This is a genomic window from Kluyvera ascorbata ATCC 33433 (genome assembly GCF_000735365.1).
In the GTDB taxonomy this organism is placed as follows: Bacteria; Pseudomonadota; Gammaproteobacteria; order Enterobacterales; family Enterobacteriaceae; genus Kluyvera; species Kluyvera ascorbata.
The window spans coordinates 64,662-84,989 of the sequence record NZ_JMPL01000001.1; the positions used below are offsets into that span (position 1 = coordinate 64,662).

At 54.2% G+C, this 20,328-nt stretch carries 27 protein-coding genes; 15 read left to right on the top strand and 12 right to left on the bottom strand.

Annotated elements, in window-relative coordinates; translation table 11 throughout:
• Positions 1-26: 26 nt before the first annotated feature.
• Positions 27-320, top strand: a complete 294-nt coding sequence (yhbY, locus tag GKAS_RS00295) for a ribosome assembly RNA-binding protein YhbY (RefSeq protein ID WP_035891263.1) — start codon at positions 27-29, stop codon at positions 318-320.
• A gap of 153 nt (positions 321-473) precedes the next feature.
• On the opposite strand, the gene greA is transcribed toward yhbY, so the two are convergent.
• Positions 474-950, bottom strand: a complete 477-nt coding sequence (gene greA, locus GKAS_RS00300) for a transcription elongation factor GreA (RefSeq protein ID WP_035891119.1) — start codon at positions 948-950, stop codon at positions 474-476.
• A gap of 246 nt (positions 951-1,196) precedes the next feature.
• Here greA and dacB point away from each other — a divergent pair, with 246 nt between their 5' ends.
• Positions 1,197-2,630, top strand: coding sequence for a serine-type D-Ala-D-Ala carboxypeptidase (gene dacB, locus GKAS_RS00305; RefSeq protein ID WP_035891120.1), 1,434 nt, complete (start codon positions 1,197-1,199; stop codon positions 2,628-2,630).
• A 123-nt stretch (positions 2,631-2,753) separates the two neighbouring features.
• Here the strand turns inward: dacB and cgtA are convergent, their stop codons facing one another.
• The 4 genes from cgtA to rplU all read right to left on the bottom strand — a co-directional run bounded on the left by cgtA (position 2,754) and on the right by rplU (position 5,612).
• Positions 2,754-3,929 carry an Obg family GTPase CgtA gene (cgtA, locus tag GKAS_RS00310; protein WP_035891123.1) on the bottom strand — a complete coding sequence of 392 codons (1,176 nt, stop codon included), beginning with the start codon at positions 3,927-3,929 and terminating at the stop codon, positions 2,754-2,756.
• Between the two features lie 15 nt (positions 3,930-3,944).
• Positions 3,945-4,910: a DMT family transporter gene (locus GKAS_RS00315; protein ID WP_035891126.1), complete on the bottom strand. Its 966-nt coding sequence runs from the start codon at positions 4,908-4,910 to the stop codon at positions 3,945-3,947.
• 113 nt (positions 4,911-5,023) lie between these two features.
• Positions 5,024-5,281 (bottom strand): 50S ribosomal protein L27, encoded by a 258-nt coding sequence (gene rpmA / locus GKAS_RS00320; protein WP_035891128.1) that lies wholly within the window; start codon positions 5,279-5,281, stop codon positions 5,024-5,026.
• A gap of 19 nt (positions 5,282-5,300) precedes the next feature.
• Entirely contained in the window at positions 5,301-5,612 is a 312-nt protein-coding gene (gene rplU, locus GKAS_RS00325; protein WP_003025032.1) for a 50S ribosomal protein L21, read from the bottom strand.
• A 256-nt stretch (positions 5,613-5,868) separates the two neighbouring features.
• On the opposite strand from rplU, the gene ispB reads away from it, so the two are divergent.
• Positions 5,869-6,840: an octaprenyl diphosphate synthase gene (gene ispB / locus GKAS_RS00330; RefSeq protein ID WP_035891132.1), complete on the top strand. Its 972-nt coding sequence runs from the start codon at positions 5,869-5,871 to the stop codon at positions 6,838-6,840.
• A 194-nt stretch (positions 6,841-7,034) separates the two neighbouring features.
• The gene (sfsB, locus tag GKAS_RS00335; protein ID WP_035891135.1) at positions 7,035-7,307 is read left to right on the top strand and encodes a DNA-binding transcriptional regulator SfsB; all 273 of its coding nucleotides are present in this window, start codon (positions 7,035-7,037) and stop codon (positions 7,305-7,307) included.
• 54 nt (positions 7,308-7,361) lie between these two features.
• Here the strand turns inward: sfsB and murA are convergent, their stop codons facing one another.
• The 7 genes from murA to mlaF all read right to left on the bottom strand — a co-directional run bounded on the left by murA (position 7,362) and on the right by mlaF (position 12,185).
• Positions 7,362-8,621: a UDP-N-acetylglucosamine 1-carboxyvinyltransferase gene (gene murA / locus GKAS_RS00340; RefSeq protein ID WP_035891138.1), complete on the bottom strand. Its 1,260-nt coding sequence runs from the start codon at positions 8,619-8,621 to the stop codon at positions 7,362-7,364.
• Between the two features lie 65 nt (positions 8,622-8,686).
• Positions 8,687-8,941 (bottom strand): BolA family iron metabolism protein IbaG, encoded by a 255-nt coding sequence (gene ibaG / locus GKAS_RS00345; RefSeq protein WP_035891140.1) that lies wholly within the window; start codon positions 8,939-8,941, stop codon positions 8,687-8,689.
• A gap of 138 nt (positions 8,942-9,079) precedes the next feature.
• A complete protein-coding gene (gene mlaB / locus GKAS_RS00350) occupies positions 9,080-9,370 on the bottom strand; it encodes a lipid asymmetry maintenance protein MlaB (protein WP_035891143.1) in 291 nt (96 codons plus the stop codon).
• Complete coding sequence (mlaC, locus tag GKAS_RS00355) at positions 9,370-10,005, bottom strand: phospholipid-binding protein MlaC (protein ID WP_035891146.1); 636 nt, start codon at positions 10,003-10,005, stop codon at positions 9,370-9,372. Before mlaC ends, mlaB begins: the two co-directional genes overlap by 1 nt.
• An 18-nt stretch (positions 10,006-10,023) precedes the next feature.
• The gene (mlaD, locus tag GKAS_RS00360) at positions 10,024-10,578 is read right to left on the bottom strand and encodes an outer membrane lipid asymmetry maintenance protein MlaD (protein ID WP_035891150.1); all 555 of its coding nucleotides are present in this window, start codon (positions 10,576-10,578) and stop codon (positions 10,024-10,026) included.
• 4 nt (positions 10,579-10,582) lie between these two features.
• A complete protein-coding gene (gene mlaE, locus GKAS_RS00365; protein WP_035891153.1) occupies positions 10,583-11,365 on the bottom strand; it encodes a lipid asymmetry maintenance ABC transporter permease subunit MlaE in 783 nt (260 codons plus the stop codon).
• A gap of 7 nt (positions 11,366-11,372) precedes the next feature.
• On the bottom strand, positions 11,373-12,185 hold the full coding sequence (gene mlaF, locus GKAS_RS00370; RefSeq protein ID WP_035891154.1) for a phospholipid ABC transporter ATP-binding protein MlaF: 813 nt from the start codon (positions 12,183-12,185) through the stop codon (positions 11,373-11,375).
• A 188-nt stretch (positions 12,186-12,373) separates the two neighbouring features.
• On the opposite strand from mlaF, the gene GKAS_RS00375 reads away from it, so the two are divergent.
• Genes GKAS_RS00375 through npr form a run of 11 tightly spaced genes read left to right on the top strand, consistent with a single transcriptional unit; the run spans position 12,374 to position 20,248 of the window.
• A complete protein-coding gene (locus GKAS_RS00375) occupies positions 12,374-13,348 on the top strand; it encodes a calcium/sodium antiporter (protein ID WP_035891156.1) in 975 nt (324 codons plus the stop codon).
• A gap of 14 nt (positions 13,349-13,362) precedes the next feature.
• Complete coding sequence (gene kdsD / locus GKAS_RS00380) at positions 13,363-14,349, top strand: arabinose-5-phosphate isomerase KdsD (RefSeq protein WP_035891159.1); 987 nt, start codon at positions 13,363-13,365, stop codon at positions 14,347-14,349.
• A 15-nt stretch (positions 14,350-14,364) separates the two neighbouring features.
• Complete coding sequence (kdsC, locus tag GKAS_RS00385; protein WP_035891161.1) at positions 14,365-14,931, top strand: 3-deoxy-manno-octulosonate-8-phosphatase KdsC; 567 nt, start codon at positions 14,365-14,367, stop codon at positions 14,929-14,931.
• Positions 14,928-15,503, top strand: a complete 576-nt coding sequence (gene lptC, locus GKAS_RS00390) for an LPS export ABC transporter periplasmic protein LptC (protein ID WP_035891163.1) — start codon at positions 14,928-14,930, stop codon at positions 15,501-15,503. Before kdsC ends, lptC begins: the two co-directional genes overlap by 4 nt.
• A complete protein-coding gene (gene lptA, locus GKAS_RS00395; RefSeq protein WP_035891165.1) occupies positions 15,472-16,026 on the top strand; it encodes a lipopolysaccharide ABC transporter substrate-binding protein LptA in 555 nt (184 codons plus the stop codon). The genes lptC and lptA overlap by 32 nt, the downstream gene beginning before the upstream one ends.
• Positions 16,027-16,032: 6 nt before the next feature.
• The gene (lptB, locus tag GKAS_RS00400; RefSeq protein ID WP_035891167.1) at positions 16,033-16,758 is read left to right on the top strand and encodes an LPS export ABC transporter ATP-binding protein; all 726 of its coding nucleotides are present in this window, start codon (positions 16,033-16,035) and stop codon (positions 16,756-16,758) included.
• Positions 16,759-16,803: 45 nt separating this feature from the next.
• Complete coding sequence (gene rpoN / locus GKAS_RS00405; protein WP_035891169.1) at positions 16,804-18,237, top strand: RNA polymerase factor sigma-54; 1,434 nt, start codon at positions 16,804-16,806, stop codon at positions 18,235-18,237.
• Between the two features lie 22 nt (positions 18,238-18,259).
• Complete coding sequence (gene hpf, locus GKAS_RS00410; RefSeq protein ID WP_035891170.1) at positions 18,260-18,547, top strand: ribosome hibernation promoting factor; 288 nt, start codon at positions 18,260-18,262, stop codon at positions 18,545-18,547.
• Between the two features lie 55 nt (positions 18,548-18,602).
• Positions 18,603-19,091, top strand: coding sequence for a PTS IIA-like nitrogen regulatory protein PtsN (ptsN, locus tag GKAS_RS00415; protein ID WP_035891171.1), 489 nt, complete (start codon positions 18,603-18,605; stop codon positions 19,089-19,091).
• 33 nt (positions 19,092-19,124) lie between these two features.
• On the top strand, positions 19,125-19,979 hold the full coding sequence (gene rapZ / locus GKAS_RS00420; protein WP_035891172.1) for an RNase adapter RapZ: 855 nt from the start codon (positions 19,125-19,127) through the stop codon (positions 19,977-19,979).
• The gene (gene npr, locus GKAS_RS00425; protein WP_035891174.1) at positions 19,976-20,248 is read left to right on the top strand and encodes a PTS phosphocarrier protein NPr; all 273 of its coding nucleotides are present in this window, start codon (positions 19,976-19,978) and stop codon (positions 20,246-20,248) included. Before rapZ ends, npr begins: the two co-directional genes overlap by 4 nt.
• Positions 20,249-20,328 lie beyond the last annotated feature (80 nt).

Genomic DNA, 20,328 nt, shown 5'->3' on the forward strand with positions numbered 1-20,328 from the left:
AATCCCAACGTAAGCAAAAATATACGATGAATCTGAGTACTAAACAAAAACAGCACCTAAAAGGTCTCGCACATCCGCTCAAGCCTGTCGTTATGCTTGGCAACAATGGTTTGACCGAAGGGGTACTGGCCGAGATTGAACAAGCGTTAGAGCACCATGAACTTATCAAGGTGAAAGTCGCCTCGGAAGACAGAGAGACCAAAACTTTGATTGTGGACGCTATCGTTCGCGAAACCGGCGCCTGTAATGTACAGGTCATCGGTAAGATGCTGGTGCTTTATCGCCCTGGTAAAGAACGTAAAATCTCGCTGCCACGTTAAGAATATCCTAATTTCTGACACAACATTGTGTTAAATGAGGGATTTTCTATACAAGGGCTAGCAACATGCCACGCTCTTATGCTTGATAAAAGGCCGCTATGCGGCCTTTTTCTTATCTTTACACTTGTTCAACAATTCAGTGTTGAACAAATCTTACAGATAATCCACGTGGATGATTTCGAATTCAACTTCACCACCCGGGGTGCGGATAGTGACCACGTCATCCTGCTCTTTGCCAATCAACCCACGGGCAATTGGTGAGTTAACGGAGATCAGGTTCTGTTTGAAATCAGCTTCGTCGTCGCCCACGATGCGGTAAGTCTGCTCTTCGTCGTTATCCAGGTTCAACACCTTCACGGTAGCACCAAAAATCACACGACCATTGTTTGGGATCTTGGTGATGTCGATAACCTGGGCGTTAGACAGCTTCGCTTCGATATCTTTGATACGTCCTTCACAGAAGCCCTGCTGCTCACGGGCAGCATGGTACTCCGCGTTCTCTTTCAGGTCGCCGTGCTCGCGCGCTTCGGCGATGGACGCAATGATTTCTGGGCGGCGTACGGACTTCAGAAAGTCCAGTTCTTCACGCAGTTTTTCTGCACCACGAAGGGTCATCGGAATAGCTTGCATTGTTATACCTCTTAAACATTCCTGTTGGGAGCGGTTCGCCCCGCTCCGGCTGCTAAGCCCGCCTGAGTCGCTATCAACACCAGGCCAGAAGCAAAAGAAAACCGACCCGGGTACGAAGCCCCAGGTCAGCAGCAATTTTTAATTTGATACGCATTTTACCCCGAAGTTCACTACGGGTCATCGTTTACTTTACAGGGCGTTGCGCCGTAGTATGACGGCTTGTTTCCAGGTTGTTAGCGCGAGATTATGCGATTTTCCAGATTTATCATCGGATTGACTACCAGTATAGCGTTTAGCGTTCAGGCCGCGAATGTTGATGAATATATCAATCAGCTGCCCGACGGGGCCAACCTCGCGCTTCTGGTACAGAAAGTGGGCGCCCCCGCGCCGCTGATTGATTATCACGGCCAGCAGATGGCGCTACCGGCCAGTACCCAAAAGGTACTTACCGCGCTGGCAGCCCTGCTCCAGCTTGGCCCGGATTTCCGCTTTACCACCACGCTTGAAAGTAAAGGCAGCGTGGATAACGGCACTCTTAAAGGCGACCTTATTGCGAGATTTGGTGGCGATCCTACGCTAAAACGCCAGGATATTCGCAATATGGTCGCGACGTTGAAAAAGTCTGGCGTACAGAATATTGATGGCAACATCATGATCGACACGTCCATTTTCGCCAGCCACGATAAAGCGCCAGGCTGGCCATGGAACGATTTGACGCAGTGTTTCAGCGCACCGCCTGCTGCCGCGATTATCGACCGCAACTGCTTCTCTATTTCACTTTATAGCGCCCAGAAGGCTAACGATCTGGCGTTCATCCGCATTGCCTCTTACTACCCGGTGACGATGTTCAGCCAAGTGCGTACGCTGGCAAAAGGCTCGCCGGAAGCCCAATACTGCGAGCTGGATGTGGTGCCTGGCGACCTGAACCGCTACACGCTCACCGGCTGTCTGCCACAGCGTGCAGACCCTCTGCCGCTGGCGTTTGCCATTCAGGATGGCGCAAGCTATGCCGGGGCAATTATCAAAGATGAACTCAAGCAGGCCGGGATCACCTACACCGGTACGCTGCTGCGCCAGACGCTGGTGAATGAGCCCGGCACCGTGATCGCGAGCAAGCAGTCGGCACCACTGCACGATTTGCTGAAGATCATGCTGAAAAAATCGGACAACATGATCGCCGACACCGTGTTTCGTATGATTGGCCATTCGCGCTTTGGGGTTCCAGGCACCTGGCGAGCGGGCTCAGATGCGGTTCGCCAGATCCTGCGTCAGCAGGCAGGCGTAGATTTGGGTAATACGATCATTGCCGACGGCTCCGGCCTATCGCGACATAACCTAATCGCGCCAGCCACCATGATGCAGGCGCTGCAGTATATTGCCCAGCACGATAATGAGCTGGACTTCATCTCCATGCTACCGCTTGCCGGCCACGACGGTTCGTTACAGTACCGCGCGGGCCTGCATCAGGCGGGCGTAGATGGTAAGGTTTCGGCGAAGACCGGTTCACTGCAGGGTGTATACAACCTGGCGGGCTTTATTACCACCGCCAGCGGGCAGCGTATGGCGTTTGTGCAGTATCTGTCAGGGTACGCAGTGCCGCCTGCGGATCAGCGTAATCGACGTATTCCGCTGGTACGCTTTGAGAGCCGGTTGTACAAGGATATTTATCAGAACAATTGATAAAAAAGGGCCGCAGATGCGGCCCTTTTTATTTGATATTTGTAGCCCGGACGAGGTGTGATAACACCGACTCCGGGGGATCCCGGCGTCACTTCGTTCGGCCGGGCTACAGAGGACGTTGAATTAACGTTTGTAGATGAACTCAACGCCTTCTTCGTCGTCTTCATCCCAGTCGTCATCCCACTCTTCGTCTTCCGCTTCTGCGGCGACTTCGTCGAGCTGCTGGCGATGGTAGTCATCCCACATGAACTCGACTTTCTCTGGCTGGGCAGCTTCTTCAGCCTGAGCAATTGGGTTCTCGATGATGAAATTCATCACGTCCCAGCACAGATCTTTCACGCCAACCTGGCTTGCTGCGGAGATCAGGTAGTACTTATCTTCCCAACCCATCGCTTCGGCAATCGCTTTGGCTTTCGCTTCAGCTTCCGCTTTATCCATGGTGTCGATCTTGTTAAACAGCAGCCAGCGTGGCTTATTCGCCAGCTTCTCGCTGTATTTCTCAAGTTCACCAATGATGATTTTGGCGTTTTCAGCCGGATCGGAACCGTCGATTGGATCGATATCGATGATGTGCAGCAGCACGCGGCAGCGCTCAAGGTGCTTCAGGAAGCGGATACCGAGGCCAGCGCCTTCAGATGCGCCTTCAATCAGACCCGGGATGTCTGCGACCACGAAGCTCTTCTCGTTATCGACACGCACAACGCCAAGGCTTGGTACCAGCGTGGTAAACGGATAGTCAGCCACTTTTGGCTTCGCCGCAGACACTGCGCGGATAAAGGTGGATTTACCGGCGTTTGGCATACCCAGCATACCCACGTCCGCCAGCAGCATCAGTTCGAGCTGCAGGTCACGTTTATCGCCCGGCGTACCCATGGTCTTTTGACGCGGCGTACGGTTGACGGAAGATTTGAAACGGGTGTTACCCAGACCGTGCCAGCCGCCTTTAGCGACCATCAGACGCTGACCATGTTTGGTCATATCGCCCATGGTTTCGCCAGTGCCCTGATCGATAACGCGGGTACCCACCGGCACCTTGATGGTGACGTCTTTACCACGTTTACCGGTACAGTCACGGCTCGCACCGTTCTGGCCACGTTCAGCGCGGAAAGATTTTTCGAAACGGTAGTCAATCAGGGTGTTCAGGTTCTCGTCGGCTTCCATCCAGACGTCACCGCCGTCACCGCCGTCACCGCCGTCAGGACCACCACGAGGAATATATTTTTCACGGCGGAAGCTTACGCAACCATTACCACCATCACCTGCTACGACCAGGATCGTTGCTTCATCAACAAACTTCATTTTACTCTCCGTAAATCATTCGCCTGCGCGGGGTAACGGAACAACCGCTTCACGCTTACGCCACCGCCCCCATAGACGATGACCAATGGCGGAATACATCGCGCCCGCAACCACGACAAACGCACCGAGGTAACCAATAAGGTTCAACATCGGTCTGGCGAAGAAATCGGGCCAGGCCATTGATAATAAATCTGAAAATAACAGGGTAAACAGAGGAGTCAGCGTGATTAACGCGCTCACCTGTGCCGCCTGCCAGCGCGCCATCGCTTCCGCGAGCGCCCCATAACCGACCAGTGTGTTCAGACCACAGAAGATCAGACAGGCTAGCTGCCAGTCACTCAGTAGCCCAATAACCTCAGGCTTTGCTAACGGCAGCAGTGCAATTGTACATAAAGTGTACAATAAAAAGAGGATCTGCTGTGATGCCAGGCGTCGCAATAACACCTTTTGCGCGACACCGTAACTCACCCAGACCATCGCCGCGCTAACCCCAAAAATCACACCCCAGGTGTAATCGGTCAGGCGGGTAAAAATTTCAATCAGGCTGGTATTAAAGAACATGACCAGCCCGCAGATAAGCATGAGTGCGCCCACTACCTGCGTACCGCGCATCTTCTCCTTGAGGATAAAGACGCTGGCAACCATCATCCCAACGGGCGAGAGTTGGCCGATAACCTGGGACGCCGTAGGGCTTACGTACTGCAGCGATGAGCTAAACAGCACGAAGTTACCAAACAGCCCGCCGGTTGCGATAAGCAGCAGAACTAGCCAGCGCGGGTTGCGAAACAGCCGCAAAGAGGGCAGCTTGCGCTTCCAGGACAAAATGAGGCCAAGGCCACAGCTTGCCATCAAAAAGCGGTAGAAGACGATGGTGGGCGGTTCCATGACTTCCAGAACCTGTTTCATGGCAATTGGCAGTGCCCCCCAGCAAATCGCTGTGGTAAGCGCCAACATGATACCGATGCCCGCCTGCTGCTTCATTCCGGATTCCCTGCCCTGAAACGGTGGTACAACCCATCATTTTCCTGGCGTCGAATGTAAAAAGCCCCGCAACACGTTGCGGGGCTTTCATCCGTTACCGGGACGCGAAAAACTTATTCAGCAACGATGCTGATATAACGACGGTTTTTCGGGCCTTTCACTTCGAATTTCACTTTACCGTCTGCTTTAGCAAACAGAGTGTGGTCTTTGCCGCAGCCTACGTTAGAACCAGCGTGGAACTGAGTACCACGTTGACGAACGATGATGCTACCAGCCAGAACGGATTCGCCGCCGAAGCGTTTTACGCCCAGACGTTTAGCTTCTGAGTCGCGACCGTTACGAGTCGAGCCACCAGCCTTTTTATGTGCCATTTAATCTGCTCCCCTTAACTTAAGCGCTGATGCCAGTAATTTTCACATCAGTGAACCACTGACGATGGCCCTGCTGCTTACGGTAGTGTTTACGACGACGAAACTTAACGATTTTAACTTTCTCGCCACGACCGTGAGCAACAACTTCAGCTTTGATAACGCCGCCATCAACGAAAGGAACGCCGATTTTGACTTCTTCACCGTTTGCGATCATCAGAACTTCAGCGAATTCAACAGATTCGCCAGTTGCGATGTCCAGCTTTTCCAGGCGAACGGTCTGACCTTCGCTTACTCGGTGTTGTTTACCACCACTTTGGAAAACCGCGTACATATAAACTCCGCTTCCGCGCACCTCTTCGTGTGATTCAGAGTGCGCTATAAATATTCACAATAGGGCGCGAATATTACGCAAAACGCGAGCCTTTGACAAGTGCTAGCATCAATAGATGCAGAAAAAAAATACAACCTGCACGGCAACGTTTATCTGAGCCGTTTTTTCAGTACAATCGTAGGTACAACTCTAACGTAAAACCTTCGTTATCCCGTATGGATAAGTGGTAAACAGGACATTAAGCCCGGCTTTTGCGATGAATTTACAAAAAATCAATGAGTTAACCGCGCAGGATATGGCGGGTGTCAATGCGACGATTCTTGAGCAGCTCAACTCGGACGTCCAATTGATCAACCAGCTTGGCTATTATATCGTCAGCGGCGGCGGAAAACGGATTCGTCCAATGATCGCCGTCCTGGCCGCCCGCGCCGTTGGCTATCAGGGAAACGCCCACGTCACTATCGCCGCGCTGATCGAATTTATTCATACCGCGACGCTGCTGCATGATGATGTTGTCGATGAGTCCGATATGCGCCGCGGCAAAGCAACGGCCAATGCGGCCTTTGGTAACGCGGCCAGCGTACTGGTTGGCGACTTTATCTATACGCGTGCATTCCAGATGATGACCAGCCTCGGTTCACTGAAGGTACTGGAAGTGATGTCAGAAGCCGTTAACGTCATTGCAGAAGGCGAAGTCCTTCAGTTGATGAACGTCAACGATCCGGACATCACCGAAGAGAACTATATGCGCGTTATCTACAGCAAGACAGCGCGTCTGTTTGAAGCGGCGGCGCAATGTTCTGGCTTGCTGGCGGGTTGTACGTCTGAGCAAGAGAAAGGGCTGCAGGACTATGGCCGCTATCTCGGCACCGCTTTCCAGCTGATTGATGACCTGCTCGACTACAGCGCCGACGGAGAGACGCTGGGTAAAAACGTAGGCGACGATCTCAACGAAGGTAAGCCAACTCTACCGCTGCTACACGCCATGCGTAACGGCACGCCAGAACAGGCTCAGCTCATTCGCGGCGCTATCGAACAGGGTAACGGTCGCCATCTCCTGGAGCCCGTACTGGATGCAATGGCCGCCTGTGGTTCTCTGGAATGGACGCGCCAGCGTGCCGAAGAAGAAGCCGATAAGGCGATTGCTTCTCTGGCTTCTCTGCCGGATACACCATGGCGCGATGCGCTTATCGGCCTCGCCCATATCGCCGTTCAACGCGACCGATAGCCCCAGAATGCCCTACCTGCAACCGTGCGGGTACATTCCTGAAAGCGCCTGAAGGCGCTTTTTTTTACCAGAAATTTGATGTTTTCCTAATTTAAAGAAACTTACTCGAACTCTTTATGAACTTATAAAAAAGAGAGATACAGTATATTCCTCACTTAGCGTAACGAGTTAACGACGGCTTTCAGGGAGGAAGTATGGAGAGGTTTAGCGACTGGCATCCCGCAGACATCATCGCGGGTTTACGAAAGAGAGGCACATCGATGGCTGCAGAGTCACGCAAAAACGGACTTAGCTCATCGACGTTAGCTAACGTCCTTTCTCGTCCATGGCCGAAAGGAGAGATGATCGTAGCAAAAGCCCTGGGGACTGAACCCTGGGTGATTTGGCCGTCACGTTATCACGATCCAATAACCCATGCGTTTATCGATAGAACACAGGCTATCCGCAGCGGTAAGCAGGAAAAATAGCAGAGGGAGAGAAGCGCCCACCATCAATAGCGGGCGCTTTATTCACGGCAGCGATTACTCGCCCTTGATACGCTCGATATTCGCGCCTAAACCACGCAGTTTATCTTCAATGCGCTCATAACCACGATCGATGTGGTAGATACGGTCAACGATCGTCGTGCCCTGAGCGATGCAACCCGCCAGCACGAGGCTCGCAGAAGCTCGCAGGTCAGTCGCCATTACCTGGGCACCGGAAAGCTGCTCAACGCCGTGGCAAATCGCGGTGTTGCTTTCGATTTCCGCACGCGCGCCCATACGAATAAGTTCAGGAATGTGCATAAAGCGGTTTTCAAAGACCGTCTCAGTGATAACCCCTGTACCTTCCGCGACCATGTTCAGCAACGTGAACTGCGCCTGCATGTCCGTCGGGAACGCCGGGTGTGGAGCTGTACGCACGTTCACCGCTTTCGGGCGCTTGCCGTGCATGTCGAGGCTAATCCAGTCTTCGCCCACTTCAACGTCAGCACCGGCTTCACGCAGCTTAGCCAGTACAGCATCCAGCGTATCAGGCTGTGCGTTACGGCAGACAATTTTGCCGCCGGAGATAGCCGCCGCCACCAGGAAGGTGCCGGTTTCGATACGGTCTGGCAGAACGCGGTATACGCCGCCGCCCAGACGCTTCACGCCTTCGATGGTAATACGGTCGGTACCCTGCCCCGTCACCTTCGCGCCCATCGCGTTGAGGAAGTTCGCCGTATCGACGATTTCCGGTTCACGCGCGGCGTTTTCGATGATGGTGGTGCCTTCCGCCAGCGTCGCGGCCGTCATGATGGTAACGGTCGCGCCAACGCTGACCATGTCCATGACGATATGCGCGCCTTTTAAACGACCGTTGACGGACGCTTTGACGTAACCTTCTTCCAGCTTAATTTCTGCGCCCAGTTGCTCAAGGCCAGAGATGTGCAGGTCAACCGGGCGCGCACCGATGGTGCAGCCGCCCGGCAGAGAAACCTGTCCTTGACCAAAGCGAGCCACCAGCGGCCCCAGCGCCCAGATAGACGCACGCATGGTTTTCACCAGCTCGTACGGCGCACAGAAAACATTGACCGGGCCAGCGTCAATCCAGACCGAGCCGTTACGTTCAACTTTGGCACCCAGCTGCGTCAGCAGCTTCATGGAAGTATCAACGTCTTTCAGCTTCGGTACGTTCTGGATCTCTACCGGGTCTTCTGCCAACAGCGCGGCAAAAAGAATCGGCAGGGCAGCGTTTTTTGCACCGCTAATGGTGACCTCGCCCTGAAGGCGGGTTGGCCCCTGCACACGAAATTTATCCATCAAATCTAATCTCTGTTAAGTATTCACGTTCGCCACCGGAAAAGTGCACGCACTTTTCCCCTGGCTCAAAAACCGTTAAGTTTGCGATCGCGTGCCCACTCTTGCGGGGTATACGCTTTGATCGACAGGGCATGGATGCGGTTATCCGCAAGGTATTCCATCAGCGGGCCATAGATAGTCTGCTGCTTCTTGACGCGGCTCATGCCATCAAACATCTCACCCACGGCAATAACCTGGAAGTGGCTGCCATCGCCAGAAACGAGAACTTCCTGAAGGGAGAGTGCATTCATCAGCACGGTCTGAATTTCATTATTTTCCATAGGTTCGCATTTCATTTGAGAGTGAAAACAAGCCCCACATCTTAGAGGAAAGTGGCGCGGTCTTAAACAAGCAAAAAGCCCCATCGTTGAGATTGATGGGGCTTTATCAGAAACCATGACAGTAACGTGCTGAAACTGTTAGGGGATCATACCTTCTGGCAGGTTGTATAAGCTTTTCAGGGTCGCGACTTTTTCGCTTACCCCTTCCAGGCTCGGCGTACGCCCCTGCGCGCGGATAAGTTCAACCAGATGCACCAGCAGCGCCAGGCCTGCCGTATCGACGCGGCTTAGGCCGCTGAGGTCGATAATGGATACTCCCTGCGTAGCCTCGGTTCTGGCATCCCACAGGGATACCAGAAAATCCTGATCCAGTTCACCGTGCAGCGCCAGGCGTTCACCATCGCGCTTCCAGCTTAGCTGTTCGGCCATTATTTTTTCTGATCCAGGGTGATTGGCTGTGCAGAAATAGATTTCAGCTGTGCGGTCAGGCCGTCAATGCCTTTGGTACGCAGCAGGTCGCTCCATTCGTTCTGCTTGGTGGTGATCATACTCACCCCTTCCGCAATCATGTCGTATGCCTGCCAGTTACCCGTCTGGGTATTTTTACGCCACTGGAAGTCAAGACGCACCGGAGGACGGCCGTTCGGATCGATGATGGTCACACGAATAGGCACGATGGTCGCATCGCCCAGCGGCTGTTCTGGCGCAATCTGGTAGGTCTGGCCGTGGTACATCGCCAGCGCCTGACCGTACGCCTGCTTCAGGTATTCGCGGAAAGCGGTGAAGTAAGCTTCACGCTGAGCGGGCGTGGCATCTTTGTAGTAGCGACCCAGTACCAGCGCACCGGCATATTTTACCTGAACATACGGCAGCAGTTCCTGATCGACCACGTCACGCAGGTAGTTCGGGTTAGAACGAATCTTCGGTTGTTCATTCTTCAGGCGATCGAACGTCTTCTGCGCCGCTTCATTCATCAGCTTGTAAGGGTTGGTTTGGTCTGCCGCAGTGGCTGCCGTTAACGGCGCAATCACCAGCATGGCGACCATCAGTAAACGTTTAAACATGTCGAGTATCTCCTGAGATTAATTCGTCGCGCCAGTCGCAGGCGTCGTCGTACCAGTATGTCCTTCTATAGAACCCTGCGCATCGCCAGAATTCTGATTGTCGCTGCCCTTGCTGTTGTAAAGGAACTGGCCAATCAGGTCTTCCAGTACCATCGCCGATTTGGTGTCCTGAATGGTACCGCCATCTTTAAGGATAGACGTTCCGAGATCGGGATCTTCAAAACCGACGTTCAGCGCCAGATACTGTTCCCCAAGCAGGCCAGAAGTACGAATGGCCAAGGAACTGGTATCGGGGATGTGGTTATAGCGATCTTCGATGTCGATAGCGACGCGCGGTAAGTACGTTTTCGGATCCAGTTCAATATCCGCGACGCGGCCAATCACTACACCGCCAATCCGCACCGGTGAACGGTTTTTCAGGCCGCCGATGTTATCGAAGGTGGCGTAAATGCGGTAGGTTGGTTCTGATTTCATTGACGAAACATCCGCCGCCTTCAGGCAGATAAACAGCGCCGCCAGCAGGGCAACCAACAGAAAAATACCGACCCAGATTTCACTCTTTTTCGTTTGCATTCACTCAATTCCCAAACATCAGTGCCGTCAGCACAAAGTCCAGCCCAAGAACCGCCAGCGAGGAGTGCACCACGGTGCGCGTCGTCGCCCGGCTAATTCCGGCAGAAGTGGGGATCGCATCGTAACCGTTAAATAACGCAATCCATGTCACCGTAATGGCGAAAACAACGCTCTTGATCAGGCAGTTCACCAGATCAAGACGCCAGTCCACCGCATTTTGCATCGCCGACCAGAAGAACCCGGCATCAATACCTTTCCAGCTTACGCCAACCAGTGAACCACCCCAGATGCCGACGGCCACAAAGATAATGGTCAGTAGCGGCAGCGAAATGACGCCAGCCCATAAGCGAGGGGAGATAACGCGGCGCAGCGGATCCACCGCCATCATCTCCATGCTGGAGAGCTGCTCGGTGGCGCGCATCAGGCCGATTTCCGCGGTCAGCGCAGAACCCGCGCGCCCGGCGAACAGCAGCGCGGCAACCACCGGCCCCAGTTCACGCAGCAGCGACAGCGCCACCAGCATGCCGAGACTGGTCTCAGCGCTGTAGGTGGTCAGCACGAGGTAACCCTGCAGCCCCAGCACCATGCCAATAAATACGCCCGACACGATGATGATAACCAGAGAAAGCACGCCGACGTTGTACAGCTGGCGCACCAGCAGCGGCGCGTGTTTGCGGAACTCCGGCTTGCCGATAACGGCATTGAATAACATTAACCCAGCTCGCCCAAACGTCGCGACGGTCTTGATCCCGCGATGTCCAAGCGCTGCCAGTGCATTTAACAGCATAAGTCGATTAACTCCCTGTGCCGATGAGATCGCGGCGATAGTCGCCCGCAGGATAACGGAACGGCACCGGGCCGTCGGCAATACCGTCGAGGAACTGACGCACTCGAGGATCGCTGTTTTCCTGCAATGAAGAGGCGCTGCCGTGCGCGACAATTTTCTGGTCCGCCACGATATAAGCGTAATCCGCAATGCTCAGTACTTCCGGCACATCGTGAGAAACCACAATACAGGTGACACCCAGCGCACTGTTGAGTTCAGAAATCAGCTTCACCAGCACGCCCATGGTAATCGGGTCCTGGCCGACGAAAGGTTCGTCGAACATGATGAGATCTGGCTCCAGGGCAATAGCACGCGCCAGCGCAGCGCGGCGGGCCATACCGCCAGAGAGTTCCGATGGCATCAGCGTTGCAGCACCGCGCAGGCCAACGGCCTCCAGCTTCATCATTACCGTGCTTTTCAGCAACGGCGCCGGTAAGCGGGTATGCTCACGAATGGGATACGCCACGTTATCAAACACGTTCATGTCGGTGAACAGCGCACCGGACTGAAACAACATGCTCATACGCTTGCGTACGGTATACAGGCGAGAGCGCGACATTTTCGGCACGTTCTCACCGTCAAAGAGGATCTCTCCGCTATCCGGGGGGATTTGCCCGCCAATCAGGCGTAACAGCGTGGTCTTGCCAATCCCCGACGGCCCCATAATCGCGGTAATTTTTCCGCGCGGTACCGACAGCGAGATATTGTCAAAGATGACCCGATTGCCACGCGAAAACGTGACATCTCGCACCTCGACCAGATTCTCGATATTTTGGCTCATAGGCTTACCTTTCCAGGTCCTTAAGTAGGGCAAACTCCTGCTTGCCCCCGCATTCTTACAGAATCCTAACCGCTCTGGTTAACGAAATCTGGCATTTGTTTTACTTTTCCTGCGCATAAAGTCAAAATTAGGAATTCGTTACGTCCAGACCTGCGGACCGGCGATTATACCCGAATAAAGGACTTTTGATGCTCTTAGCCACGGCTCTGTTAATTATTGGTTTACTTCTGGTGGTCTACAGCGCCGACCGCCTCGTGTATTCCGCCTCCATTCTGTGCCGTGCTTTAGGTGTTCCCCCCCTGATTATAGGTATAACCGTTGTCAGCATCGGTACCTCACTGCCGGAAATCATCGTCTCCGCGGCCGCCTCGCTGCACGGGCAGGTCGATCTGGCCATCGGCACCGCCGTCGGCTCTAATATCGTCAACATTCTGCTCATTCTTGGGCTTACCGCCCTGTTCCACCCATTTACCGTGCATTCTGATATTCTGCGCCGCGAATTACCGCTAATGTTGGTCGTAAGCCTGGTCGCTGGGTATGTCCTGTATGATGGAGAACTGTCCTGGTTTGACGGTGTCTTTTTATTTATTCTGGCCGGATTATGGCTGTTGTTTATCATTAAAATAGCCCGTCTCGCCGAACGTCAGGGTAACGACAAATTTACCCAGGAGCAGTTATCCGAACTGCCGCGCGACGGTTCTCTGCCCGTCGCCTGTTTATGGCTTGGCGTCGCGCTGATTGTCATGCCAATGGCGACCAGAATGGTCATCGATAACGCGACCGTGCTGGCGAACTACTTCGCCATGAGCGAACTGACCATCGGCCTGACCGTTATCGCGCTGGGCACCAGCCTGCCAGAGCTGGCAACCGCTATCGCAGGCGTGCGCAAAGGTGAAAACGATATTGCCGTCGGCAACATTATCGGCTCGAACTTCTTTAATATTGCTATCGTACTGGGGATCCCCGCCCTCATCGCGCCGGGAACGTTTAATCCCCTCGCGTTTACCCGTGACTATGGCGTAATGATGCTGGTCAGCGTGGTCTTCGCTCTGCTTTGCTGGCGTCGACGCCAGGTTGGCCGCGTCGCCGGTTTACTGTTAATCAGCGGGTTTGTGTTATGGCTGGCGCTGCTTTACTGGGGCACGCCGCTTTTCATCGATTGAACTGGGATAACATTATGTCGCAAATAGATTTGCCGTCAGATTTCGACTTCCAGCAGGCAGGAAGAGACGTTCTGGCGATTGAACGGGAAGGGCTGGAACAGCTTGATCAATACATTAATCAGGACTTTAGCGAAGCCTGCGAGAAGATCTTCTACTGCACCGGCAAAGTGGTCGTCATGGGAATGGGCAAATCCGGGCATATTGGCCGCAAGATGGCAGCCACCTTCGCCAGCACCGGGACTTCTGCCTTTTTTGTTCACCCTGGTGAGGCAGCACACGGCGATTTAGGCATGGTAACACCCCAGGATGTGGTGATTGCCCTATCCAACTCCGGCGAGTCCAATGAAATTCTGGCGCTGATCCCGGTATTAAAACGTCTGCGCGTACCGCTTATCTGTATGACCAGCCGACCAGACAGCAGCATGGGCCGCGCGGCGGATATTCATTTGTGCGTCAAAGTCCCGCGTGAAGCCTGCCCGTTAGGGCTCGCTCCGACGTCCAGCACCACCGCAGCGCTGGTAATGGGCGATGCGCTGGCCGTTGCGTTGCTGAAAGCGCGCGGCTTTACCGCAGAAGATTTTGCGCTCTCCCACCCCGGTGGCGCATTAGGCCGCAAGCTTCTGCTGCGCGTTAACGATATTATGCACACTGGCGATGAGATACCGCACGTCAGCGTTGATGCCTCACTACGAGATGCCCTGCTGGAAATTACCCGTAAAAATCTGGGTATGACGGCCATCTGCGATGACAACATGCAGATCAAAGGTATTTTCACCGACGGCGACCTGCGACGCATCTTCGATACCGGTGCCGATGTGCGCAGCCTCGGCATTGCCGACGTCATGACGCCGGGCGGCATTCGTATTCGCCCCGGCATGCTGGCGGTCGATGCGCTGAACCTGATGCAATCCCGTCATATCACCTGCGTGCTGGTTGCCGATGGCGACCATCTGCTAGGTGTGATACATATGCACGACCTACTGCGCGCAGGCGTAGTGTAATCAAGGATATAAAGAATGAGTAATGCTGTCGCATCGGTCGCCACCTGTTATGGCCCGGTGAGTCCACAATTTATGGCGAAGGCGGAGAAAATCCGTCTGCTTATCCTCGACGTCGACGGGGTGCTTTCTGACGGCCTGATTTACATGGGCAACAGCGGTGAAGAACTCAAAGCGTTTAACGTCCGCGACGGCTATGGCGTACGCTGTGCGCTCACTTCAGATATCGAAGTGGCGATAATTACCGGGCGAAAAGCTAAACTGTTAGAAGACCGCTGTGCGACGCTTGGCATCACCCATCTTTACCAGGGGCAGTCAGATAAACTGATCGCCTACCGTGAACTGCTCGCCACGCTGAACCTCCAGCCGGAAGAGGTCGCCTACGTCGGCGACGATCTGATTGACTGGCCGGTGATGGCGGAAATTGGCCTCAGCGTAGCGGTGGCGGATGCACACCCGCTGCTGCTGCCTCGCGCCGACTATGTGACGCGTATTGCAGGCGGCCGCGGCGCCGTTCGTGAAGTCTGCGACCTGCTGCTGATGGCGCAAGGGAAGCTGGAAGAAGCCAAAGGGCAATCGATATGAGTAAAACCAGACGTTGGGTTATCATTGTGCTATCGCTGGTGGCGCTTGTCCTGATCGGCCTGAACCTTGCCGATAAAGACGACAGCAGCCAGGTCGTGATTAACGCAAACGATCCAACCTATAAAAGCGAACATACCGATACCGTGGTGTACAGCCCCGAAGGCGCACTGAGCTACCGGTTAACCGCCGAGCATGTGGAGTATTTTTCCGATCAGGCAATATCGTGGTTTACCCACCCGTTCCTGACCACCTTTGACGCGAATAAAGTACCAACCTGGTCGATTAAAGCCGATAAAGCCAAGCTGACTAACGACCGCATGCTCTATCTCTATGGGCACGTTGAAATCAACGCGCTGACAGAAGACGCACAACTGCGTAAGATTACGACGGATAATGCCCAGGTGAACCTGACGACTCAGGATGTTTCCTCTGACGATCTGGTGACGTTATACGGAACAACATTTAATTCCAGCGGCCTGAAAATGCGCGGCAATTTACGCAGCAAGAACGCCGAGTTGATTGAAAAGGTTAGAACCTCTTATGAAATTCAGAACAAACAAACTCAGCCTTAAGCTGGCACTTGCCGGTTCTTTGCTGGCCGCCAGCCTGCCGGCCATGGCGCTTACTGGCGATACCAATCAGCCGATTCATATTGAATCCGATCAGCAGTCGCTGGATATGCAGGGCAACATCGTCACCTTCACCGGTAACGTCGTGGTGACCCAGGGCAGTATCAAAATCAATGCCGATAAGGTCGTCGTGACTCGTCCAGCGGACCAGAAAGGTAAAGAAGTCATCGACGGCTACGGTAACCCGGCCACCTTCTACCAGATGCAGGACAACGGCAAGCCGGTAAAAGGCCGCGCCTCGAAAATGCATTACGAGCTGGCGAACGACTTCGTCGTACTGACCGGCAATGCTTACCTTGAGCAGTTGGATAGCAACATCAAAGGCGACAAGATCACCTATCTGGTCAAAGAGCAGAAAATGCAGGCGTTTAGCGATAAAGGCAAACGCGTGACCACCGTTCTGGTTCCGTCGCAGCTGCAGGACAAATCCAAAGACCAGGCTCCGGCACAGAAGAAGAGTAACTAATTCGTTATGGCGACATTAACTGCAAAAAATCTGGCAAAGGCCTACAAAGGCCGCCGCGTCGTGGAAGATGTCAGTCTGACCGTGAATTCCGGTGAGATTGTGGGCCTGCTTGGGCCAAACGGCGCGGGCAAAACCACCACCTTCTACATGGTCGTTGGGATCGTGCCGCGCGATGCCGGCAATATCATCATCGACGATGAAGACATCAGCCTGCTGCCGCTGCACGCGCGCGCGCGTCGCGGCATTGGCTATCTGCCGCAGGAAGCCTCGATTTTCCGTCGTCTGAGCGTCTATGACAACCTGATGGCGGTGCTGCAGATCCGTGACGATCTGAGCAACGAGCAGCGCGAAGACCGCGCCAAAGAGCTGATGGAAGAGTTTCACATCGAGCATCTGCGCGATAGCCTGGGCCAGGCGCTTTCCGGCGGTGAACGTCGCCGCGTTGAAATCGCCCGTGCACTGGCGGCAAACCCGAAATTTATCCTGCTGGATGAACCGTTTGCCGGCGTTGACCCGATCTCCGTTATCGATATCAAACGCATCATCGAACACCTCCGTGACAGCGGCCTTGGCGTGCTTATCACCGACCACAACGTACGTGAAACGCTGGCCGTATGTGAACGCGCCTATATCGTCAGCCAGGGGCACCTGATTGCCCACGGCACCCCGCAGGAGATCCTACAAGACGAACATGTTAAACGCGTGTATCTTGGGGAAGACTTCAGACTCTGATAGGGTAGTGGTTTACGACGTTAGCGGGAGATATTCGTTCTGAACATGAAGCAAGGTTTGCAATTAAGGCTCAGCCAACAGCTTGCCATGACGCCACAGCTGCAGCAGGCAATCCGTCTGTTGCAACTGTCTACGCTGGAACTTCAGCAGGAACTCCAGCAAGCGCTGGAGAGCAACCCCCTGCTTGAGCAAACCGATCTTCACGAAGAAGTTGAGACCCAGGAAACCGTCGATAACGAAACGCTGGACAGCGTCGACGCGCTGGAAAAGCCCGATATGCCCGAAGAGCTGCCGCTCGACGCCAGCTGGGATGAAATCTACACCGCCGGAACCCCTTCCGGAACCGGGGCTGATTATCAGGACGATGAACTGCCGGTGTATCAGGGCGAAACCACTCAGTCACTGCAAGACTATCTGATGTGGCAGGTTGAGCTAACGCCGTTTACCGATACCGACCGGGCCATTGCGACCTCGATTGTCGACGCGGTAGACGATACCGGCTATCTCACCGTCACGGTGGAAGACATTCATGAAGGCATCGGCGATGACGAGATTGGTCTCGATGAAGTGGAAGCCGTGCTCAAACGGATCCAACGATTCGATCCGGTCGGCGTCGCCGCTAAAGATCTCCGCGATTGCCTGCTGATCCAACTCTCTCAGTTCTCTCCTACTACGCCGCGCATCGACGAAGCCCGCCTGATTATCAGCGATCATCTCGATCTGCTCGCTAATCATGACTTCCGCTCGCTGATGCGCGTCACGCGTCTGAAAGAAGACGTGTTGAAAGAGGCGGTGGATCTGATCCAATCATTGGATCCGCGCCCAGGTCAATCGATCCAGACCGGCGAGCCGGAGTATGTGATCCCTGACGTGCTGGTGCGCAAGGTAAACGGCCGCTGGGCCGTTGAATTGAACGCCGACAGCATCCCGCGCCTGCAAATCAACCAGCACTACGCGGGCATGTGTAACAACGCCCGTAATGACGCCGACAGCCAGTTTATCCGCAGCAACCTGCAGGATGCGAAGTGGCTGATTAAGAGTCTTGAGAGCCGTAACGATACGCTACTGCGGGTAAGTCGCTGCATCGTCGAGCAGCAGCAGGCCTTTTTCGATCTCGGCGAAGAGTATATGAAACCGATGGTGCTGGCGGACATCGCCCAGACCGTCGAAATGCACGAGTCCACGATTTCGCGTGTTACCACGCAAAAGTATTTGCATAGCCCACGAGGCATTTTCGAGCTTAAGTATTTCTTTTCCAGTCACGTCAGCACCGAGGGCGGTGGCGAAGCTTCGTCCACGGCGATTCGCGCGCTGGTTAAGAAATTAATTGCCGCGGAGAACCCCGCAAAACCACTGAGCGACAGTAAACTGACCACCATGCTCTCTGAACAGGGTATCATGGTGGCACGGCGTACCGTTGCAAAGTACCGAGAGTCTTTATCCATTCCGCCGTCTAACCAGCGTAAACAACTGGTCTGACACAACTGATAAGGAAGACACTATGCAGCTCAACATCACTGGACACAACGTCGAAATTACCGATGCGATGCGCGAATTTGTGAATGCGAAATTCGTTAAGCTCGAACAGTATTTCGAGAGGATCAATCAGGTCTACATTGTGTTAAAGGTGGAGAAATTGACGCACATCTCGGACGCCACATTGCACGTTAACGGAGGCGAACTTCATGCCAGCGCGGAAGGGCAGGATATGTACGCCGCCATCGACGGTTTGATTGATAAACTGGCGAGACAGTTAAACAAGCATAAAGATAAACTAAAACAACATTGATTGTCCGAGCAGTCGCCCGATATGCCCGCATACCGGGCGATGCTTAGGTGAAATTATGACAAATAACGATTCGGCTCTTCAACTGAGCAATGTCCTTAACCAGGAATGTACCCGCAGTGCTGTTCACTGTCAGAGTAAAAAACGCGCGCTGGAAATCATCAGCGAACTGGCGGCAAAACAGCTGAGCCTGCCTCCGCAGGTTGTCTTTGAGGCAATTTTGACCCGCGAGAAGATGGGCAGTACCGGCATTGGTAACGGTATCGCTATTCCTCACGGCAAGCTGGAAGAAGATACGCTGCGCGCGGTTGGCGTGTTTGTGCAGCTGGAAACCCCGATCGCCTTCGATGCCATCGACAATCAGCCCGTCGATTTACTCTTTGCGCTCCTGGTGCCGGCAGACCAGACCAAAACCCACCTGCATACGCTTTCTCTGGTGGCAAAACGCCTGGCGGATAAAACCATTTGCCGTCGTCTGCGTGCTGCGCAGAGCGACGAAGAGCTGTATCAAATCATCACCGATACGGAAACCCACGATGATGCATAATGGACATCACGTCGTTCTGAGGAGAAACGGTACATGGTACTGATGATCGTCAGCGGCCGCTCAGGCTCCGGAAAATCGGTCGCCCTGCGCGCGCTGGAAGATATGGGCTTTTACTGCGTCGATAACCTACCGGTCGTGCTGCTGCCAGAATTGGCAAAAACGCTTGCCGACCGTGAGATATCCGCCGCCGTCAGCATTGACGTGCGTAACATGCCCGAATCACCGGAAATCTTTGAGCGGGCAATGGAAAACCTGCCGGATAACTTCTCCCCGCAGCTGTTGTTCCTTGATGCCGATCGCAACACCCTGATTCGCCGCTACAGCGATACCCGCCGTCTGCACCCACTCTCCAGTAAGAATCTGTCGCTGGAAAGCGCCATTGATGAAGAGAGTAACCTGCTGGAACCGCTGCGCTCTCGTGCCGACCTTATCGTCGACACCTCCGAAATGTCAGTTCATGAACTGGCCGAGATGCTGCGTACTCGCCTGCTGGGTAAACGCGAGCGTGAGCTGACGATGGTATTCGAATCCTTTGGCTTCAAGCACGGCATTCCTATCGATGCTGACTACGTTTTCGACGTACGCTTCCTGCCAAACCCGCACTGGGATCCTAAGCTGCGTCCGATGACTGGCCTGGATAAACCGGTCGCCGCGTTCCTCGACAGGCACACGGAAGTTCACAATTTTATCTATCAAACGCGCAGCTATCTTGAGCTATGGTTACCTATGCTGGAAACCAACAACCGTAGCTATCTGACCGTTGCTATCGGTTGTACTGGCGGTAAACACCGTTCGGTCTACGTTGCCGAACAGCTGGCTGACTACTTCCGCTCGCGCGGTAAGAACGTGCAGTCTCGTCACCGGACGCTGGAAAAACGCAAATCATGACCGTAAAGCAGACCGTTGAGATAACCAACAAGCTGGGCATGCACGCTCGCCCGGCGATGAAGCTGTTTGAGCTGATGCAACATTTCGACGCAGAAGTTCTGCTGCGTAACGATGAAGGGACCGAAGCGGAGGCAAATAGCGTGATTGCGCTGCTGATGCTGGACTCGGCCAAGGGTCGCCAGATTGAAGTCGAAGCCACCGGGCCGCAGGAAGAAGAAGCGCTGGCCGCGGTGATTGCGCTGTTTAACGCCGGGTTCGACGAAGACTAGTCTCGTAGGCCGGATAAGGCGTTTACGCCGCCATCCGGCGATACAGCGGCGCCTTACAATGCCTGATGGCGCTACGCTTA